Genomic DNA, 20,617 nt, shown 5'->3' with positions numbered 1-20,617 from the left:
CCGGTAGCGGTCGTGGCCAACTCAGGAGATCCAACCAGGCCGCGCCGGGCATCCGCACCCGTGCCGCACCGATCCGCGGCAGCCGGTCACGGCGGGCAATGGATCTCCTGAGTTAGCCACACACACACGGGTCCTGGTGCGAGGGTGCACACCTGCACCAACGACAGAGGGCCACCCCGCGAGGGGGCCTGCCGTCGTCAAGCGCGGGCGAGTGGACCCGTTCCGGGAGCAGTCATGCGGGCTGCGGGCCCGGCGGCTGCTAGTTGGTGGGGAGGAGGAGGTTGTCGGAGGGGACGGGCTCGCCGTTGAGGATGTCGAGGGTCCAGCCGACCTGGTCATGGACGACGACGTTGAGGGAGGCGTTCCTGATCGTGTCGACGGGCTTCTCGAGCGCCCGCATCAGCGTCAGTCGGATCAGCGTCCCGTGGCTGACGACGATGATGCGAGCCCCCGGGTGGTCGCGGGCGAGCAGTTGCAGGGCCTCGACCCCGCGGTCGGCGACGCTGGCCTCGGTTTCGGCGCCGTGGAAGCCGCCGATTCCGGTGGGACCGCCGGGGACGCGGAGCGCGTCCAGCTCGGGGCCTGCGCCCAGTCCCTCGGCGGGACCGTAGTTGCGTTCCACGATCCCAGGGATGCGACCGGTGACGGTCAGGCCGAGGCCCTCGGCGATGAGATCGGCCGTCTCGGCTGCGCGGCTGAGCGGTGAGGAGACAACGAAGTCCCACTCCTCTGCGGCCAGGTGGCCGACGGCATCCGCTGCCTGGCCACGCCCGGTGTCATTGAGCGGGATGTCGGAGTGACCCTGGATACGCAAAGCGGCATTCCAGTCGGTCTGGCCGTGGCGGATCAGGGCGAAGGTAGTTGTGGCACTCACCGTTCTATTCTGCCTCGGGCCGAGGTCGTGAGATGAATCGGGTCTCGACCGGGTCGAATCTCGGGCGGCTCGACTTGTGGAACAGAGCGCGGTGGCTCAGGTGACCGGGGACGACGCGAAAAGCACGTGCTTGCTCGCCACCAGGTCTGCTGCGTCGTAGATGCGGGCGAGGTCGAGGCCCGCAGCCCGGGCGCCGCGCTCTTCGGGCTCGCTCTGCGGGGCCATCCGCCCGAGCATCACGCCGCCGAGGGCGCGCACGGCGCAGGCTGCGATGACGCCTTCCGGGGTACCGCCGATACCCATCGAGAGGTCGACCGTGGCATCCGTCGATGCGGCGGCGATGGCCGTGGAGATGTCACCCTCGGCCGTGCGGAGCACGCGCGCTCCGGCGCACTCGAGTTCGCGGATGAGTTCGCCGTGGCGCGGTTTGTCGAGCACAGCGACGGTGAGCGCGGTCTCGGGGATGCCGCTGGCGAGCGAGAACGCACGGAGGTTGCGGGTGGCGGAGGCGTGCAGGTCGAGCACGCCATGGCCGGCTGGGCCGGAGATGAGTTTCTCCATGTAGAAGACACCGGCGGGATCGAACATCGTGCCTCGGGGGGAGATGGCGATCACGCACACCGCCCCGGGCAGGTTCCGGGCGGCGAGGGTCGTGCCGTCGAGCGGATCGACTGCGATGTCGCAGTCCGGTCCGTTCCCCGTGCCGAGTTGCTCCCCGTTGGCAAGCATGGGGGCCTGGTCCTTCTCTCCCTCGCCGATCACGACGGTTCCGCGAAAAGGTGCGACCAGGAGAACGGCACGCATGGCGGCGACGGCCGCCTGGTCGGCGGCGAACTTGTCCCCGCGACCCACCCAAGGGCGGGTGGCGCGTGCCGCCGCCTCGGTCGACGCGCGCACGGCGGCGACCAGCCCGGCCGGCCAGCCCTCGGCTCCGATCACGGTGGATTCGGCGGGAGCGAACGGGCGGTGCTGCGGCATGGGTTACCTCTTGCTTGGGACGGCGGTCTCGTGACCGGCAGCGGAAAGCCTACTCGCGTGCCCGGGGCGGGCACTCGTGCGGGCGACAGCGCGGGCGACTCAGCGGGCGGGTACCGGTGCGAGGGCTAAGCGAGCAGCTCACGGATGTCGGCGGCCGTCAGGGCGGTCCCGCGCGCGGCGCCATCCGTCATCACGCTCTCGAAGAGGCGGGCCTTCGTGGCCTTGAGGGCCATCACCTTTTCCTCGATCGTGTCCCGGGAGACCAGGCGGTAGACGAAGACGTTCTTCGTCTGGCCGATCCGGTGCATGCGATCCACGGCCTGCGCCTCGGTGGCCGGGTTCCACCACGGGTCGAGCAGGATGGCGTAGTCGGCCTCGGTCAGGTTCAGGCCGAACCCGCCGGCCTTGAGGCTGATCAGGAAGACCGAATTGTCGCCGGTCTTGAAGCTCTCGATTACCTGCGCCCGGTTGCGGGTCTTGCCGTCGAGGTAGGAATAGCTGATGCCCGCGTCGTCGAGGCGTGCGCGGGCCTTGCCCAGGTACTTTGTGAACTGGCTGAAGATGAGGGTGCGGTGCCCGCCGGCGACGACGTCCTCCAGCAGTTCGAGGAGCACGTCGAGCTTGGTCGACGGGATGCCGTCGTACTTCGTATCGTAGAGGCTGGCATCGAGGCTGAGTTGGCGCAGCATGGTGAGCGAGCGGAAGATCTCGAACCGGTTGGAGTTCATGTCGTCGATCAGGCCGAGCACCTTCTGCCGTTCCCGCTGCAGGTGGGTGTCGTAGACCGCGCGGTGCTTCGGGTGCAGCGTCAGCTCAAGCACCTGCTCCTGCTTGGTGGGCAGGTCGCCGGCCACCTGCTCCTTCGTGCGGCGCAGCATGAACGGGCGGATGCGGCGGCGCAGCTGGTCGAGCCGGTCGCCGTCGGCATCCTTCTCGATCGGTTTCTGGTAGTAGTCGCCGAAGCGGCCGGGGCTGGGGAACAGTCCCGGTGCCGTGATCGAGAGCAGCGACCAGAACTCCATCAGGTTGTTCTCCAGCGGCGTGCCCGTGATCGCGAGCTTGAACGGGGTGGCCAGGCGGCGGGCGCACTGGTGGGCGCGGGACTTGCGGTTCTTGACGAACTGGGCTTCGTCGAGCAGTAGCCCGGACCAGGCCAGGGCCTCGTAGTCGCCGAAGTCCAGCCGGAAAAGCGTGTACGAGGTGACGACGACGTCCGCGCCGCCGTGCAGCGAGGCCAGGGTGCTGCTGCGCTTGCCGGAGGTCTCGGTGATCGCGGCCACCCGCAGGCCGGGCGCGAACCGGGCGCACTCGGCCGCCCAGTTGGAGACCACGCTGGTGGGTGCCACGACCAGGAACGGCGCGCTCTGCCCCGGCTGCTCCCGCACGCGTTCCATCAGGGCGATGGCCTGCAGGGTCTTGCCGAGGCCCATGTCGTCGGCGAGGATGCCGCCCAGTTGATGGTCGTAGAGAAAGCTCAACCACTCGAAACCGGCCTGCTGGTAGCCGCGCAGGGTGGCGTCGACCCCGGCCGGCAGAGGCTGTTCCGGAATCTGGGCGACGTCGGTGAGCCCGGACACGGTGTCGCGCCACGCGGTCGCCTGGCCGCCGACGACCCCGAGGGACTGCAGCTCCTCCCAGAGGTCGGCCTGGAACGGGCTGATCCCCAGGGACCCGGCGCCGACGTCCTGCAGCCCTCGGGCCTCCTCGATCAGCCGGCGGAGCGTGTACAGTTCGGGGCGGTCGAGGTTGAACCAGGTGCCGCTGGGCAGGATCATCAGCTGCTGACCGACCGCCAAGGCCCGGAACAGGCTGTCGAACGGGATCTCCTCGCCGTCGATGCTGACGGCTACCTGCAGGTCGAACCAGTCCCGGTCATCCGGGCGTTCGATGGTGCCCACGGTGATCACCGGCGCCTCGTCGGCCTGGCGGTAGTCGGGGGCATCGCCGGCGATCAGCACGGTGACGTGGTCTGCGGCCGCCAGGGTCGGCACCACGGAGTCGAGGAAGCCGAGCATGGCGGTGCCGGTGAGGGTGGCGCGCTCGATGAGTACCGGCAGGCCGCTCTGCTGCCCTACCAGGGCCGGCACGGAGGTGAGGAGCGCCTGCACGTCCTGCAGGATCCGCCCCTCCCGGGTGCCGTCGCGAAACCTGCCATCGTCCGGCACCGGGCGGAGTGGCTGGTGGTATTCCGGGTAGTGCCACGCCCAGTGCAGGGTGATGCGGGCATCCATCTGGTGCGTGACGGTCAGGGCCAGCACGGGCTGCGGGGTCTCGGGCAGGGCGAACGACTCGTCCCGGCTGGTCACGGTGACCCGGTGTCGAAGGAACGGGTAGAACTCGGCCAGGAAGTCGGCCTCGTCCGTGCCGGGCACCGCGATGGTGTCGGAGGCCGCCATGGCCCGCAGCTCCCGGCTGATCTCGCCTGACAGCGGGGCGAGGGTGATCTGCGGGGAGTCACTGCCAGACCGGCCCGCCCAGGTGTAGACGCCGTGGGCGGGGTTGCCGATGAACCCGAATGTGCCGCGCGCCTGCGGCTCGTCGCCCAGCAGCAGGAGGGGACGCAGGGTGAGGCCGTCGGACACACGACGGATGTCCAGCTCGAGGCACGCAGGAACGGGCGAGACGAGCACGGGATCCTGCTGCGCCGTGGCGGAGACCAGGCGGAGCCCGGCGTTCGCCGCGTCGTCGAGCAGATCCCAGAGCGCTCGGTCGGGGAAAGCGTCGACCGGAATCCACTGGGTGGAGGTGGCGTAGTACGGGCGCGCCGCGAACTGCAGCGCGTAGAGCGCCGAGAGCACCCGCAGCTGGCCACGATCGAGCGACCCGTCGGTGGTCAGGTTCTCCCAGGTGACGCTGCCCCGGATCCACTTGCCCTGCTTGCCCATCATCACGGGCCGCGCCGCCAGCCGGCGCAGCCCCGGCTGACTGGCGAAACGCCCGTGCTCGGGAGCGAGAAGCTGGAACTGGAGGGCGAGGCGGGTGTCTGCGGACGGCGCGGCATCCGGTCGCGCCAGAGGAGCCAGCGCACTTCGCCACGCTTGCCGTGCGGAGAACTCGGCGGTGCCGACGGCCGAGCCGGGCTCGCGGCCCAGGGTGGTGGCGTGGGCACCCGGCATTCCACCGAGGCTGCGGCCCACGGCGCCGCCCTGGCTCTCGATCAGCAGCGCGGCGACATGCTTGCAGTTGCGCTTCATCGGGCAGGTGCAGACGCCGGATGCCCGCACCGCGGCGCCGGTGGAATCAAGGGTGAACGAGACGGTCACCGAATACGGCGTCGGGTGAGAACCGCGCACCATGCCGAAGAGCTGGGTGTTCGAGCCGAACCAGGTCTCGGCCTCAACGTGGCCGTTGCGGGCGTAGCGTTCGCCGCGTGAGAACGCCTGGCTGCCCACAAGGAGCGCGATGTCGTGGGAGCTGAACGTGTGGGCCATGGCGGAAACCATTCTTCCACGGTCCGGCACTGCCGTGCCCGGCCGTGGCAGGCCCGGCCGTGGCAGGCCCGGCCGGGCGCATCAGGGGGCTACTCGACGTGCCCGTGTTCCTTCGAGGACCCCTTCGTCAACGTCTTTCCCTGGAAGAAGGCCGGGTTGATGCTGCGCTGGATCAGCATCAGCACGATGCCGCCGATGAACAGCACCATCGCGAGGATGAAAACGAGCCCGACCCCACCGATGTTCGATCCGCTGCCGTAGTCGGGGTTCATGCTGTCGTAGAGCGTGGTTGCGAAGATGACCAGCAGGATGACCCCGCCGATCAGCGGCGCCAGGAATTTGAGCAGGATGGCACGGGGCCCGCTCAGCGAGTCGCGGAAGTACCAGACGCAGGCAGACGCGGTGACCCCGTAGTAGAAGCAGATCATCATGCCCAGGGTCAGGATCGTGTCGGTGAGCACATCGGTGCTGAGTACGCGCATGATCGCGTAGAAGCCCCAGGCCACGATTCCTGCCATCACGGTGGCGAAGGCCGGGGATTTGTAGCGCGGGCTGATTGAGGCGAACCGCTTCGGGAACGCTTTGTAGTGGCCCATCGAGAGCATGGTGCGTGCCGGCCCGACGAAGGTCGACTGCAGCGACGCGGCCGAGCTGGACAACACGGCCAGCGACATCAGGATGGCGAAGGGACCCATCACCGGTCCGGCGAGGGCGGCGAACACGTTGCCCTGGATCTCCTCATTGCCGAGCCCGAATTCGCCGGCGCCGATGCCGGAGAACATCAGGGCGGCGACCGCCACGAGGATGTAGAGCGCGAAGATGATGCCCACGGTCAACGTCGCCGCACGCCCGGGGGTTGTCTTCGGGTTCTTGGTCTCCTCGTTCATGGTCAGGGTGACGTCCCAGCCCCAGAAGATGAAGATCGAGAGCGAGACCCCGGCCGCGAAGGCCGAGAACGACGGGGCGAGGAACGGGTTGAACCAGTCGGCGCTGAACGCAAGGGCATCGAAGGCGGTGCCTTCTGCGACCTGCAGCAGGGCGGCGACGCTGAACCAGACCAGCACGATCAGCTGGAAGGCCACGAGCACGTACTGCACGGCCTTCGTGGTCTCCATGCCGCGGTACGAGACATAACAGGCCGCCACCATGAACACCAGACAGGTGAGCACGTTGATCACAACATTGTTGGTCAGGTCGGCGAGGCTCGGGTTGCCGAGAAGCTGGGCGAGCATCAGATAGAAGAAGTCGACGGCGACCCCGGCGAGGTTGGAGAGCACGACCACCGTAGCGACGATCAGGCCCCAGCCGCCCATCCAGCCGAGCCACGGCCCGAAGGCGCGGGTGGCCCACGTGAAGGAGGTGCCGGCATCCGGCATGGCGTTGTTGAGCTCGCGGTAGCCGAGCGCCACCAGCAGCATGGGGATGAACCCGACCAGGAAGATGCCCGGCATCTGGGTGCCGACGGCCGCGACCGTCGGGCCGAGGGAGGCCGTCAGGGTGTACGCCGGTGCGATGCACGAGATGCCGATGACCGTGGCGCCGAGAAGCCCGATGGAGCCGGCGCTGAGACCCTTCTCGGAAAGGCCGCCGGTGAGGGTGGAGGTGCCGGGCGTGGAGCCCGAGGAGGGAGATTGGCTAGTCAATGGACTGTCCTTAGGGTCAGTGCGGCTTACGGGCGTCAGTGCCGGTGGGAACCACGATGAGAGGAACGGGGAGCGCGTGCAGCATGCGGTGCGCGGTGATGCCGAGAAAAATCGTGGTGGGCTGAGCCAGCCGACTGGAGCCGACGAAGGCGATTTCGGACGGCTGCCAGTCGAGGGCCTCGACCGCGGCCTCCACGGTGTGCCCGGACGCGACCTCGGTGGTGATGGTGCCGCGCGCCTTCGACCGACTCTGGAAGTACTCCAGGACGCCGTCGAGGTGGGCCTGGCTCTCGCTCTCGTCGACCGGGTGCCGACGACCGGCGTCGACCTCCACGAGCGTGACGAAACGCAGGTCGACCGTGAGGTCCTCCGAGAAGGCCACCAGTGAGTCGAGCAGCGTCTTCCAGCCCGGCCGGGTACCGATGGCGCAGGTGATCCGGGTCAGCTGCGCGGGAGCCTTGTAGCCGCGGGGCGCGAGGGCGACGGGCGCCGGCGAGGCGTGCAGGAGCGCGTTGGCCACGCTGCCGATCGTGAATCGGTTCATCAGGCCGCGGCGTGAGGCCCCGACGACGATGCGGTCCGAGTCGAACGCGCGAGCGGCCTGGAGCAAGCCTTCCGTGGTGGAGTCGGCGTAGAGGAGATGCGTGGTGGCGACCACGTCATCGGGAACCAGGGCCTTGCCCTGTTCCAGCCACTCGAGGGCCTGCTCCTCGAGCAGAGCCTGGTAGTCGGGGGAAGTGGACGCACCGACCCGGGCCGGGACGGTGGATGAATGATGTGGCAGCACGAGGCACAGACGCAGCTCGGAGCGGGTCAGGCGCGCCAGCGCGACACCCAGCTCGACGGTGTCATTGCCCCGTTCGGTCGCTTCGTATGCGACGACGTAGTTGGCTACTCGGGTCACGCTGGTTTCTCCCTCGGTTCGCGACGGGTGTCGCACTCAGTGGTCATGGTGGTGTGGATTATGGGCGGGCGGGCTGGTCATGTTCATGGTCATGCCCGGCGTGCTCGCCCGGCGCACACCCGGAGCGACCAGCTCCGCCACTCGACCAGGTTGCCGTCGAGCGTGAAGCTCGGGCCGTCGGGCTGCCCGATGTCGAGCGGGGCGCTCCGGGGCGGCTCGACCAGCTCGATCGAGGTGAACTCAGCGGCGGAGAGCGGGTCGAGCGGATGGAAAGTCATCGAGGGGCCTCTGTTCTCGTAGGCGGTGGTCGAGCCTGGCGGTGCTCGAGCCCGTCGAGACCCGTGTTTATTCCAGCGCGCTCATCACGTGCTTGATCCGGGTGTAGTCCTCGACACCGTACATCGACAGGTCTTTGCCGTATCCGGACTGCTTGAAACCGCCGTGTGGCATCTCGGCGGTCAGCAGGAGGTGGGTGTTGATCCACACCGCGCCGAAGTCGAGGTCGCGGGAGACCCGCATGGCCGTGGCGTGGTCGAGGGTCCACACGCTGGAGGCGAGTGCGTAGTTGACATCGTTCGCGAGCGTGACCGCGTGCTCCTCCGACGTGAAGGGCTGCACCGTGATCACCGGGCCGAACGTTTCCTCCTGCACGATCGCATCCGTTTGGCGCACCTGCGTGACGACCGTGGGCTCGAAAAAAAAGCCCTCGGTGCCGACCTGGTGTCCGCCGGTGGCAATGACAGCGTGGTCGGGCAGGGCCGCGACCTTGCGCGCGACGTCGTCGAAGTGGTTGACGTTGTTGAGCGGCCCGAAGTAGTTGTCGGCGTCGTCGGCCGACCCGGTAGTGCGGCTGCGCGCCTCGGCGACGAGTGCGTCGACGAACTCGTCATGGATGGACTCGTGCACGAGCACTCGCGTGATGGCCGTGCAGTCCTGCCCGGCGTTATAGAAGGAGAAGTCGGCGATGGCGGCGGCGGTCTTGCTGACGTCGACGCCGGCGAAGACCAGGGCCGGCGCCTTGCCGCCGAGCTCGAGATGTGCCCGCTTGAGCGTCTTCGCGGCGCCGGCGGCGACGGCCATACCGGCCCGCACGCTGCCGGTGATCGAGACCAGGCCGGGCACCGGATGCTCGACGATCGCGGCCCCGGTGCCGCCGTTGCCGAGCACGATGTTCATCACGCCGTCGGGGAGGATGCCTTGGCTGATCCGGGCGAGTTCGAGGGTCGACTCCGGGGTGGTGTCGCTGGGCTTCAGCACGAGGGTGTTGCCGGCCGCCAGCGCGGGGCCGATCTTCCAGATGGCCATCAGGAAGGGGAAGTTCCACGGGGTGACCTGCCCGATCACGCCGATCGGTTCGCGGCGTACCCAGGAGGTCATGCCGGGTAGATATTCACCGGCGGACTTGCCCTCGAGCAGTCGGGCGGCACCGGCAAAGAAGCGCAGCTGATCGGCGCCGGCCGCGACCTCGTCGACGGCGATCGTGGCGCGGGGCTGGCCCGTATTGCGGTGCTGGGCCTCCACGATGGCGTCACTCTCGGCGTCGATCGCGTCGGCGAGGCGCAGCAGCGCGCGCTGCCGCTCGGCGGGAGTGGTGCGGCCCCAGGTGTGGAAGGCGGTCTTCGCGGCGGTCATCGCGTCGTCGACGTCGGCCGCGGTGGAGACCGGGGCCCGGGCGACCCGGCGCCCCGTTGTGGGATCGACGATGTCGAGCAGCTCGGTGCCGGAGGGAGTGACGAAGCGGCCGTTGATGAAGTTATTAAGGGTGGGCGTGGCCACGGGCCTGATCCTCTGCGCTGAGTGTAGAAACGGGTCTTTTGTTCGGTAAGTATGGCATCCGACGAAGGAATTCGGATACCCCGGACCAGAACTGGGTCGTGTTGATACCGCCGCCGCAGCACCACCGAGTTGTCTCCGGACCGCTGGCGCGTTTTCTCAATGTCCCGTAAACTTGAGTCCAACAGGCTCAGCTTTTTATCGACCTGCGGCGAGAGCGGCGGGCCCGAGAGAGGATCTTCCGATGCAAGCAGGTCAGCAACCTCCCCAGGAAGAAGCGAAGACGGCGCTGGAGCAGTACGGCGTCAACCTCACCGAGATCGCCCAGAGCGGCAAGCTTGACCCGGTGATCGGGCGGGACGCGGAGATTCGGCGGGTCAGTCAGGTGCTCACCCGCCGCACCAAGAACAACCCGGTGCTGATCGGTGAACCGGGAGTGGGCAAGACCGCCGTTGTGGAGGGGCTGGCCCAGCGCATCGTGGCCGGCGATGTGGCCGACTCCCTCAAGGGCAAGCAGCTGGTCTCCCTCGACCTGGCGGCCCTGGTGGCGGGGGCCAAGTACCGCGGCGAGTTCGAGGAGCGGCTCAAGGCCGTGCTCAAGGAGATAAACGACGCGCAGGGGCAGATCATTACCTTCGTCGACGAGCTGCACACCCTGATGGGTGCCGGCGGCGGCGAAGGGTCCGTGGCGGCCTCCAACATGCTCAAGCCCATGCTCGCCCGCGGCGAGCTGCGCCTGATCGGTGCGACCACGCTCAACGAGTACCGCGAATTCATCGAGAAGGATGCCGCCCTCGAGCGCCGGTTCCAACCGGTGCTGGTCGACGAGCCCAGTGTGGAAGACACCGTGGCCATCCTGCGCGGGCTCAAGGAGCGCTACGAGGCCCACCATAAGGTGTCGATCGCGGACTCGGCGCTGGTGGCCGCGGCATCCCTCTCCAACCGGTACATCACTGCCCGCCAGCTGCCGGACAAGGCCATCGACCTGATCGACGAGGCGGCCAGCCGACTGCGGATGGAGATCGACTCCGCTCCCGTGGAAATCGACGAACTGCGTCGCAGAGTGCAGAGGCTGGAGTTGGAAGAGCTCGCGCTGAAAAAGGAGAAGGACGACGCCTCTAAGGCTCGCCTGGGGAAATTGCGTGCTGACCTTGCTGAATACACGGTGGCCCTTGCTGAACTGCAGGACCGCTGGGACAAGGAGCGTTCCTCGCTCAACCGCATCGGCGATCTGAGGAAGCGCCTGGTGAGCACCCGCAGCCAGGCCGAGGTGGCCGAGCGCGAAGGCAACCTGGAGAAAGCGTCCAGGCTGCTCTACGGCGAGATTCCGGTGATCGATCGGGAACTCGCCGAGGCGGAGCAGACCGAGCAGGATGGGCCGCGGATGGTCGGTGACCAGGTCACCGCGGAGGACATCGCCGCCGTGGTCGCGATGTGGACCGGCATTCCGGTAGGGCGGCTGCTGCAGGGCGAAACGGAGAAGCTGCTGAACCTCGAGGGTGAGCTCGGGCACCGCCTGGTCGGGCAGAGGCAGGCCGTGCGCGCGGTCGCCGACGCCGTGCGCCGCAGCCGGGCCGGCATCTCCGACCCGGACCGGCCGACCGGTTCGTTCCTCTTCCTCGGGCCGACCGGCGTGGGCAAGACGGAGCTGGCGAAGGCGCTCGCCGAGTTCCTCTTCGACGACGAAAAGGCGATGGTGCGCATCGACATGAGCGAGTACGGGGAAAAGTTCTCCGTGTCCCGTCTGGTCGGGGCTCCTCCCGGCTATATCGGCTACGAGCAGGGCGGGCAGCTGACCGAGGCCGTGCGCCGCCGCCCGTATTCGGTGATTTTGTTCGACGAGGTGGAGAAGGCGCATCCGGAGGTCTTCGACGTCTTGCTGCAGGTGCTCGACGACGGCCGGCTCACGGATGGCCAGGGCCGCACCGTGGACTTCCGCAACACGATCCTGGTGCTGACCTCGAACCTCGGGTCGGCGTTCCTGATTGACCCGCTGCTCAGCCGGGACGAGAAGGAGGCGGCCGTGCAGGCACTCGTGCGCAAGACGTTCAAGCCCGAGTTCGTCAACCGTCTCGACGACATCGTCGTGTTCGAATCGTTGTCGATGGAGGACCTCGGCCAGATCGTCGGGCTGCTTGTCGACCGGCTGGAGAAGCGGCTGATCGAGCGCCGGCTCGAGCTGGGCGTGACCCCGGATGCCCGCACGTGGCTGGCGGAACGCGGCTACGACCCGATCTACGGTGCGCGCCCGCTGAGGCGGCTGATGCAGACCGAGATCGACGACAGGTTGGCGACCGCGATCCTGTCGGGCGCCGTGCGGGACGGCGAGACGGTGCGGGTGGATCTGGCGCCGGACGGGGAATCGCTCAGCGTCGCATCCGCCCCGTTGCTGGTCGTGGACCCGGCCGACCTCGACGACGACGCGCTGCTGTAGCTCTGTCCGTCGCCGGATTTCGCGTCCAGCGGAATTGGGCGGGAATACGCTGGAACGGGCCCCCTGCCCCGGTGACGGTCAGTGGGCTGGCATAGGGTCGAAGCATGCGTGCAACAGTGATTTACGGGGAACGGGACGTCCGCCTCGAAGAAGTATCCGATCCGACTCTCTCCACCGGCGGTGACGCCATCGTGCGCGTCGTCGCAGCCTGCGTCTGCGGCTCAGATCTCTGGCCCTACCGCGGCGTCCAGCCCACCGAGGAGCCGAAACGAATCGGCCACGAGTTCGTCGGCATCGTCGAGGAAATCGGCGCCGACGTCAGCCGGGTCAAGGTCGGCGACTTCGTCATCGCGCCGTTCTACGACTGCGATAACACCTGCATCAACTGCCAGAACGGCACCAGCACCTCCTGCCTGAACGGTGGCTGGTGGGGCTCGGACGACCAGCTCGGCGGATTCGCCGACGGCGCCCAGGGCGAGAAGGTGCGCGTGCCGCACGCCGACGGGTCGCTCGTTGCGACGCCGACCCTGCCCACCGATGCCCAGGTTCCCGGCCTCCTGACCCTCGCCGACGTCATGGGCACCGGCCACCACGCCGCGGTCTCCGCCGGTGTGACCGCGGGCAGCACGGTCGTCGTCGTCGGCGACGGCGCGGTCGGCCTCTGCGCCATCATCGCGGCCAAGCGGCTCGGGGCCTCCCGCATCGTGGCCATGTCTCGTCACCCCGAACGGCAGCTCGTGGCCCGCGAGTTCGGCGCGACCGAGATCGTCGAGGAGCGCGGCGAGGCCGGCGTGGCCCGCATCCGTGAGCTGTTCGACGGCATCGGCGCGGACTGCGTGCTCGAGTGCGTCGGCACCAAGGAATCGATGGAGCAGGCCATCGCGTCGGCCCGTCCCGGCGGAATGGTCGGCTACGTGGGGGTGCCCACCGGCGGACCGATCGAGGTTCGCCCGCTGTTCGGGCGGAACGTGGGCCTGAACGGCGGCGTCGCATCCGTGCGCGGCTACGTCGAAGAGTTGCTGCCGGAAGTGCTCTCGGGCGCTATCAACCCCGGCCGCGTGTTCGACCTGCAGCTGCCGCTGGCCGAGGTCGCCGAGGCCTACGCCGCCATGGACGAGCGCCGCGCCATCAAGGTGATGCTGCTCCCGTAGGTACGGAGATCGCAGGTGTCGGGAGGGGGATTTCGACGGGCAGGATCACCGCGGCCGGCTTCGGCGCTTCCAGCAGTAGTCGACGGGCCGTGAGGCCGATGACGGCACTGTAGGTGGGGTAGGCGAAGCGCACCCGGGCCAGAGTGGCGACGTCGACGCCGGCGGCCATCGCCGTCGTCACGGATTGGATCACTTCGACCGCGTTCTCCCCGGTGGCATGGGCGCCGAGGATCAGCTCCCGCCGCCGGTCGGCGATCAGCTTGAGGAAGCCGGGTTCCCGCCCGTCGATCACAGCGCGGTCGAGCTCGGCGTAGGGCACTGTCGCGACGACGCAGTGCGGGTCTCGAGCCCGGGCCTCCTCCTCGGTGAACCCCACGCCCGCGTAGTCGGGGTCGGTGAAACCGCCGGCCGGGAGCAGGTGGTGCGGCGTTCTGCGATTGGCGCCCAGCACCGCGTTCTCGGCCGCGGCCTCGCCCTCAAATTGGGCTGCCTGTACGAGCATGTCCCGACCGTTCGCGTCGCCGACCGCAAAAATATGGGGCACGACACTCCGGAAGTACTGGTCCACCGGGATGGCGGAACGTTCGATGGTGATGCCGGCCCGGTCGAGCCCGAGGTCGTCGACATCCGCCGGCCAACCGGTGGACATGATGACGGCGTCGAAGCCGGAAGACTGTTCCGTTCCGTTTTTGCGCCAGGACAGGGTGAGGGTTCCGTCGGCGTCCTGCTCGATCGCCGTCACCGCTTCAATGCCCGTGTGCACGGCCACGCCCTGCTCGCGGAACGCCCCGGAGACCGTGGCGGAGATGTCGGAATCCGACGCCATCAGAATGCGCGGTGCCACATCGAGCACGGTCACGTCGGAGCCGAAGGAGCTGAACACCGTGACCAACTGGGCGCCGGTGTTTCCGGCGCCGATCACGGCCACCCGTCGGGGCAGCGACGGCAGCGTCAGAATGTCTTCCGGGACCGTCGCCAAGTGCGCCCCCGGCACGGCGAGTCGCCGAGAATGCCCGCCGACGCAGACCAGGAACGTGGCGGCGGTGAGGATGCGGCCGCTGTCCAGAACCACGGAGTGTGGGTCGATGAAGCGCGCCCGACCTTCCAGCATCAGCTCAACGCCGGCGGCCGCGAACCTCTCGGCCTCGCTCTTGATCGAGCGCACCTTGTTCACTCGCGACTGCACCCGATCTCCCATGGTGGCCCAGTCGATGCGCGGGTCGTTGACTACGATTCCGTAGGTATCTGCCGCGCGCACCTCGCGCATCAGGCGCGCTGCCTTGGCGAGCACCCTCGTCGGCACGCACCCCGTGTTTACGCATGTCCCGCCGAGCTGGTCGGCCTCCGCCACGGCGACCCGGGCTCCCAGTTCGGCGGCACGGAGCGCAGCGGCCGTTCCCGCCGGCCCCGCGCCGATGACGACGACGTCGAAGTGATTAGGGATGTTTTCGGTCATCGTGGTCTCCACCGGTGTTCACTGCTGGAAGCACCCGGGCGCGTTGCCGGGAAAAATAGTCGGATAACGTTTTTACCTGACGGGGCTGTGGAGTTACTGTGTCGGGTCGGACTCTTGCCGCTGGTCGTTGACTAGTCGTTGACCAGGAGGAGCTCGACGAGAGGCTTGCGGGTGCGCGGGGCGGACTCGCGTTCGAGTAGCTCGGGGGAGAGCAGGGAGACGTCGCCGAGCACGCCGAGGGCGGTGATGGAGACGGTGGCCTGGTCCTCGGCGAGGCCGAAGGCCAGGGCGAGGGCGGTGCCGTCGAAACCGCCGAGCTGATGGGTGTGCAGTCCCTCGTGCTGGGCCTGGATCGTCAGATGGGCAACGGCCTGACCCAGGTCGTAGCGGGCCCACGGGTTCTCGCGGGTCGCGTCGATCGGCAGGGTGGCGACGTTGACGATCAGCACGGAGGCGGCCTCCGCCCACGCCTTGTTGAAGCCCATCAGCGACTCATGGATCTTCGCGAAGCTGTCCGAGCCGCGGCGGGCGACGATGAAGCGGGCAGGCTGCATATTGCTGGCCGAGGGAGCCCAACGGGCGGCCTCGAGCACGGTGGTCAGAGTGGCTTCGTCGACGAGGGCCGTCGGGTCGAAGCCGCGGGGGCTCCAGCGCCCGGCGAGCACGGGTAGGAGCGGCGACGTCGTGTGGGCGGCGCGGCTGAGGGTGTCGGTGATGAGGTTCATGGGCCCGTCTTTCGCTGGAGTCTGGCTGGGATGGCGGGGCAACACTGACCCATCCACTCCAACGCGGGCGGCGGCACACTATTCCGCTGCATCCTCGCCACCACGTCTCGCGAGTGCGGGTGAATCGTCGGTATGACGCGTACATAGCGACGATTTGCGCGCACGGGCGAACTGGAGGTCGGCTGCTCGAGCAGCAGGGCGACCGTCCGGGCGCTACTCCTTGATCAAGCCGGCTCGCACCTCGCGGCGCAGCACCTTGCCGATCAGCGACCGGGGCAGCTCGTCGACCTCCACGATGGTGCGGGGCACCTTGTAGGCGGAGAGCCGGGTGCGGCAATACGTGCGGATGGCGTCGACGTCCAGGGTGGCCCCCGCCGCCAACACGACCGCGGCGGCGACGTCTTCGCCGCCGTTTGCGCTCGGCAGCCCGACGACGGCGGCGTCGGCGACATCCGGATGCGACAAGAGAGCGGCCTCGACCTCGGAGGGCGCCACATTGAAGCCGCCGGTGATGATGAGTTCTTTGATACGGTCGACGACCGTCACGAAGCCGTCGGAGGAGACGCGGACGATGTCGCCGGTGCGAAGCCAGCCTCCGTCGAGAAGCGTCTTGGCGGTCTCGGTCGGCTGGTCCCAGTAGCCGGAGAAGACCTGGGGGCCACGGATGAGTAGCTCACCTTCCTCTTCGATACCGCGGTTCACGGTCGGGTCGTCCGGGTCCACCACGCGGATCTCGGTACTCGGGAACGGCACGCCCACCGTGCCGGGGCGCCGGCTCGGGCCCATCGGGTTGCCGACGGCGATCGGCGAGGCCTCGGTCATGCCGTAGCCCTCGACCAACAGCCCGCCGGTGGCGGCCTCCCAGCGTTCCACGATCGACACCGGCAGGCTCATCGCGCCCGAGATGGCGTAACGGATGCTGCGCAGGCTTACATTCTTCGCCGCCGCCGCCTTCACGAGCCGGTCGTAGATCGGCGGCACGGCCGGCATGAATGTGGGTGGGGTGCGTTGGGCCGCATCGAGCAGCAGTCCCTCGTCGAACTTGGGGAACAGCACGAGCCGGGCGCCGGTGGCCATCGCGAACGTCAGGCAGAGGGTCAGGCCGTAGGCGTGGAACATGGGCAGGACCGCGTAGAAGACCTCCTCGCCGGGCCGCAGCCCCTGCACCCAGGCCTCGCCCTGCAGGGCGTTCGAGCGCAGGTTGAAGTGGCTGAGGATCGCACCCTTCGGGGTGCCGGTGGTGCCGCTGGTGTATTGGAGCGCGGCGGTGTCGGTGACCTTCGGGCGCGGGTGGCCGGGGCGCAGCTTGCGTGAGCCGACGATGCCGGACCAGGTGAAGGCATCCTTGCCCAGCGGGCCCGAGGTCAGGGCGTCTCGCGACTCGCGGGCTTTGGCGATCGGCAGCTTGAGCAGGAGCCGTTTGGCGAGCGGCATCGCCTCCGTCAGGTTCACCGCGATCACGGTGCGCAGGCCCAAATCGGCGGGGAAATCGGTGACGGTTTGGTAGATCTTGTCCCAGACGATGGCGACGCGGGCGCCGTGGTCTTCGAACTGGTGCCGGAGTTCGCGTTCGGTGTAGAGCGGGTTGTGCTCGACGACGATCGCGCCCAGGCGCAGCACGGCGTAGAAGGCCACCACGTGCTGGGGGCAGTTCGGCAGCACAAGGGCCACCCGGTCGCCGGGTTTGACGCCGAGGCGCAGGAGGCCGTTTGCGGCCCGAGAGATCTGCTCGCCGAGCTCGGCGTAGGTGGTGGTGGCGCCGAAGAAGTCGAGGGCCACGCTGGAGCCGAACCGGCGCGCCGAGGTCTCGATCATGTCGCAGAGCGTGTCGGTCGGTTCCTGGATGGTACTCGGAACGCCGGGGGCGTAGGAGCCGAGCCAGGGTTTATTCTCGAAGACGTTCATCGGGCGGCCAGCTCTCTGATCAGGGCCGCGACGAATGCGTCGATGTCGGCCTCCTCGGTGTCGAAGCCGCACATCCAGCGCACCTCGTTGGTCGCGGGGTCCCAATCGTAGAACCGGAAGTGTCCGCGCAGGCGATCGGCCACCCCGGGGGGCAGGATCGCGAAGATCGCGTTGGCCTGGGTGTTCTGGGTGAACGACAAGCCCTCGATCTCGCCGGCGGCGATGCCGGCCTCAAGGGCGTGGCGCATCCGTGTGGCCATGGCGTTGGCGTGGCCGGCGTTTCGCTGCCAGAGGTCGCCGCCGAGCAGCGCGATCAGCTGGGCCGAGATGAAGCGCATCTTCGAGGCCAGCTGCATGTTCAGTTTGCGCAGGTAGAGCAGTCCCGCGGATGCCTCAGGGTTCAGGACCACGACGCACTCGCCGTACATCATGCCGTTCTTGGTGCCGCCGAAGCTGAGCACGTCGACGCCGGCGTCACGGGTGAAGGTGCGGAATGGCAGGCCCAGCGAGGTGGCGGCGTTGGACAGGCGGGCGCCGTCCATGTGCAGCTTCATGCCGTGGGCGTGTGCGTGGTCGGCGATGGCCCGCACCTCGTCGACCGTGTACGCGGTGCCGAGCTCGGTGGTCTGGGTGATCGACACCACGAGCGGCTGGGCGCGGTGTTCGTCGCCCCAGCCCCAGGCCTGCTGGTCGATCAGTGCGGGGGTGAGTTTGCCATCGGGGGTGTCGACGGTGAGGAGCTTGATGCCGGCCACCTTTTCGGGGGCGCCCGCCTCATCCGTGTTGATATGAGCGGTGGATGCACAGATCACGGCGCCCCAGCGCGGCAGCATCGACTGCAGGCCGATCACATTGGCGCCGGTGCCGTTGAAGACCGGGAAGGCCTCGACGCCCGCGCCGAAGTGTTCGGTGAAGACCTGCTGCAGCCGGGCGGTATAGACGTCTTCGCCGTAGGCGATCTGGTGCGCGCCGTTGGCGGCGACGATCGCCTCGAGAATCTCGGGGTGCACCCCGGAGTAGTTGTCGGAGGCGAACCCGCGCGAAGAAAGGTCATGGAGTTGAGTCACCCCTCCATCTTCGCGCATCCGTCTGCTCCGCTTCTGTGCGCTCGGTGTGCGAATTCGACGGAGATTTTGCGTTGTAACGGCGATTTCGGGTCGAAACCGGCCCGTGGGAGCAAAATCACCGTCGAATTGGTTCGGGGCAGAGTTCAGGTTCGGGGCCGGGATCGGGTTGGCGGGACGGCAGGTCAGCCGCGCAGGGCCTGGCGCAACGTGACGCGGGCGCCCATCCGCAGCAGGGAGTTCGAGTAGATGCGGGAGCCCAGCAGGATCACCACGGCCGTCGAGGCGAGCAGGATGGCCAGCGAGAGAAGCGGCTCCCACCAGGCGGCCGTGCCGAGGAAGATGCGCATCGGCATGCCGACCGGGGCCGAGAACGGGATGTAGGACATGACGGCGAGCACGGTGGGGTTGTCATTGAAGAAGATCACCAGGAAATAGGGAATCATCACGAGGAACAGCACGGGCGAGGTGGCCGAGCCCACGTCTTCCTGGCGGGAGACCATCGACGCGGTCGCGGCGAACAGCGCCGCAAGCATGACGAAGCCGAACGCGAAGAACACGGCGAACCAGACGATCGACGGCCCCACGGTGCCCAGCAACCCGAACTGGCCGGTCGTGGCCATGCCGATCGCGACCAGCAGGCCGATCGCTACGATCTGCCCGAAGGCCATGATGCTGTTGCCCACCACCTTGCCGCCGAGCAGGGCGCGCACCGGGATGGTGGTCATCAGGATCTCGACGACCCGGGTCTGCTTCTCCTCGACGACGCTCTGCGCGATGGTCGAGCCGAACGTGATCGCCGACATGAAGAAGACCAGCCCGAAGCCCAGGGAGACGAGGTAGACCAGGCCACCGCTTTGCCGCGAAGTCGGCTCGAGCAGGCTCACCGCGGGGGTGACGCTCAGGGCCGCGAGCACACCCACCGGCGGGGAGTCGAGGGCGATGACGCGCACGCCGAGCAGGGCATCCGCCCTTGTGGACGGAACGACCGCCGCGGAGACGGTGCCGTTCCGCACCAGGGACTCGGCAGCGCCGACGTCGTCGGCCTTCACCATCGTGAACGACTCGGTCTGCTCGACGACCTGAGCGGCGGAACCCACGACGGCCACCTTCGGCATGGTCAGGTTCTGACTCGCAATGCTACCGGCGACGACGGAACCGATCGAGATGAGCAACAGGATGCCGGTCGAGATCAGGAAGGCCTTGCTGCGCAGCCGGGCCATGATCTCGCGGGTCGCGACAAGCCACACACTCCGGGCGAAGCTCGGCGCCGGATACCGGGGGCGAACCTGCGGGCGTTCGATGTGTGGCGTGCCGGCGCGGTCGTTCCCGATGGTGCTCACTGCACGATTTCCTTGAAGATGGTGGCGAGGCTGGGCCGCTGCTGGCTGAACTGTGTCACCGGGGCCCGGGTGAGGGCCTGGCGCAGAACGGCCTGGCTGGCGGCATCCGTTTCGGCCTCGAACACGGCGACACCCTCGGAGAGGTCGAGCACGGAGATGCCGGGCACGGCGTGGATCCACTCCGCGTCGGCGGCGGTGCGTAGTTCGAACCGGGGGCTGCTGTGCTCCTCGCGCAGCCGCTCTCGGGGGCCGTTGGCCCGGATCTCACCGTCGGCGATGATGACGACGTCGTCGCAGAGGCGCTCGACGATGTCGAGCTGGTGCGAGGAGAACAGTACCGGCGCGCCCTGGGCGGCGAAGTCGGAGAGCACGCTCATGACCACTTCCACCGCGAGCGGGTCAAGGCCGGAGAACGGTTCGTCGAGCACGAGGAACTCCGGGTCGTGCACGAGCGCGGCCGCGATCTGGGCGCGCTGCTGGTTACCGAGCGAGAGAGACTGCACCAGGTCACCGGCCCGCTCGCCGAGGCCGAGCCGGTCGAGCAACTCGGCGGTGTTGCGGCGGGCGGATGCCGGGCCCAACCCGTGCAGGCGGGCCAGGTAGACGAGATGCTCGCCCACCTTCATCTTCGGGTAGAGGCCGCGCTCCTCCGGCATGTAGCCGAAGCGGCGGCGGTCGTCGCTGGTCAGCGGAACGCCGTCTTGCAGCACGGTGCCGGAGTCGGCCGACAGCACCCCCAGGATGATCCGCATGGTGGTCGTCTTGCCGGCGCCGTTCGCGCCGACGAAGCCGGTCAGGCGTCCGCTCTCGACGACGAAACTCACGTCGGTCAGCACCTGCCGGGTGCCATAACGCTTGTTTATGGTCCTGATGTCGAGCATGCCCACCCCTCCGTAGCCTGGTTCCACGCTAGCGCGCCGCGGGATGCCGCCGTCG

General features: G+C 68.3%; 15 protein-coding genes. 2 read left to right on the top strand and 13 right to left on the bottom strand.

Annotated elements, in window-relative coordinates; all coding sequences use genetic code 11:
* Nucleotides 1-259: 259 nt before the first annotated feature.
* The 7 genes from E3O62_RS09795 to E3O62_RS09765 form a co-directional block, all read right to left on the bottom strand.
* A complete protein-coding gene (locus E3O62_RS09795; RefSeq protein WP_134398371.1) occupies nt 260-874 on the bottom strand; it encodes a histidine phosphatase family protein in 615 nt (204 codons plus the stop codon).
* A gap of 96 nt (nt 875-970) precedes the next feature.
* Complete coding sequence (locus E3O62_RS09790) at nt 971-1,852, bottom strand: fructose-bisphosphatase class II family protein (protein ID WP_134398370.1); 882 nt, start codon at nt 1,850-1,852, stop codon at nt 971-973.
* Between the two features lie 125 nt (nt 1,853-1,977).
* Entirely contained in the window at nt 1,978-5,295 is a 3,318-nt protein-coding gene (locus tag E3O62_RS09785; RefSeq protein ID WP_134398369.1) for a DEAD/DEAH box helicase, read from the bottom strand.
* A gap of 77 nt (nt 5,296-5,372) precedes the next feature.
* Nucleotides 5,373-6,926, bottom strand: coding sequence for an APC family permease (locus tag E3O62_RS09780; RefSeq protein ID WP_166786456.1), 1,554 nt, complete (start codon nt 6,924-6,926; stop codon nt 5,373-5,375).
* Between the two features lie 16 nt (nt 6,927-6,942).
* Entirely contained in the window at nt 6,943-7,830 is an 888-nt protein-coding gene (locus E3O62_RS09775; protein ID WP_134393694.1) for a universal stress protein, read from the bottom strand.
* Nucleotides 7,831-7,919: 89 nt separating this feature from the next.
* Nucleotides 7,920-8,108 (bottom strand): hypothetical protein, encoded by a 189-nt coding sequence (locus tag E3O62_RS09770; RefSeq protein WP_134398368.1) that lies wholly within the window; start codon nt 8,106-8,108, stop codon nt 7,920-7,922.
* A gap of 67 nt (nt 8,109-8,175) precedes the next feature.
* Nucleotides 8,176-9,606: an aminobutyraldehyde dehydrogenase gene (locus E3O62_RS09765; RefSeq protein WP_134398367.1), complete on the bottom strand. Its 1,431-nt coding sequence runs from the start codon at nt 9,604-9,606 to the stop codon at nt 8,176-8,178.
* A 241-nt stretch (nt 9,607-9,847) separates the two neighbouring features.
* Here E3O62_RS09765 and E3O62_RS09760 point away from each other — a divergent pair, with 241 nt between their 5' ends.
* Together E3O62_RS09760 and E3O62_RS09755 are read left to right on the top strand one after the other, a co-directional pair.
* A complete protein-coding gene (locus E3O62_RS09760; protein WP_134393691.1) occupies nt 9,848-12,037 on the top strand; it encodes an ATP-dependent Clp protease ATP-binding subunit in 2,190 nt (729 codons plus the stop codon).
* Nucleotides 12,038-12,141: 104 nt separating this feature from the next.
* A complete protein-coding gene (locus tag E3O62_RS09755; RefSeq protein ID WP_134398366.1) occupies nt 12,142-13,188 on the top strand; it encodes a zinc-dependent alcohol dehydrogenase family protein in 1,047 nt (348 codons plus the stop codon).
* Here the strand turns inward: E3O62_RS09755 and E3O62_RS09750 are convergent.
* From E3O62_RS09750 to E3O62_RS09725, 6 genes are all read right to left on the bottom strand, one after another.
* Nucleotides 13,166-14,644, bottom strand: coding sequence for an NAD(P)/FAD-dependent oxidoreductase (locus E3O62_RS09750; protein WP_134398365.1), 1,479 nt, complete (start codon nt 14,642-14,644; stop codon nt 13,166-13,168). The two genes, E3O62_RS09755 and E3O62_RS09750, sit on opposite strands and share 23 nt — an antisense overlap.
* 131 nt (nt 14,645-14,775) lie before the next feature.
* Complete coding sequence (locus E3O62_RS09745; protein ID WP_134398364.1) at nt 14,776-15,369, bottom strand: nitroreductase family protein; 594 nt, start codon at nt 15,367-15,369, stop codon at nt 14,776-14,778.
* 213 nt (nt 15,370-15,582) lie between these two features.
* A complete protein-coding gene (locus E3O62_RS09740; RefSeq protein ID WP_134398363.1) occupies nt 15,583-17,274 on the bottom strand; it encodes a long-chain-fatty-acid--CoA ligase in 1,692 nt (563 codons plus the stop codon).
* The gene (locus E3O62_RS09735) at nt 17,271-18,359 is read right to left on the bottom strand and encodes a low specificity L-threonine aldolase (protein ID WP_134398362.1); all 1,089 of its coding nucleotides are present in this window, start codon (nt 18,357-18,359) and stop codon (nt 17,271-17,273) included. The genes E3O62_RS09740 and E3O62_RS09735 overlap by 4 nt, the downstream gene beginning before the upstream one ends.
* A 164-nt stretch (nt 18,360-18,523) precedes the next feature.
* Entirely contained in the window at nt 18,524-19,681 is a 1,158-nt protein-coding gene (locus E3O62_RS09730) for an ABC transporter permease (RefSeq protein ID WP_370448390.1), read from the bottom strand.
* Nucleotides 19,678-20,562, bottom strand: a complete 885-nt coding sequence (locus tag E3O62_RS09725; protein WP_134398361.1) for an ABC transporter ATP-binding protein — start codon at nt 20,560-20,562, stop codon at nt 19,678-19,680. The genes E3O62_RS09730 and E3O62_RS09725 overlap by 4 nt, the downstream gene beginning before the upstream one ends.
* Nucleotides 20,563-20,617: the final 55 nt, after the last annotated feature.

The organism is Cryobacterium sp. TMT2-15-1 (genome assembly GCF_004402345.1).
Classification (GTDB): domain Bacteria; phylum Actinomycetota; class Actinomycetes; order Actinomycetales; family Microbacteriaceae; genus Cryobacterium; species Cryobacterium sandaracinum.
The sequence above is the reverse complement of the archived record's forward strand: the minus strand, read 5'-3'. Positions and strand labels throughout refer to the sequence as shown.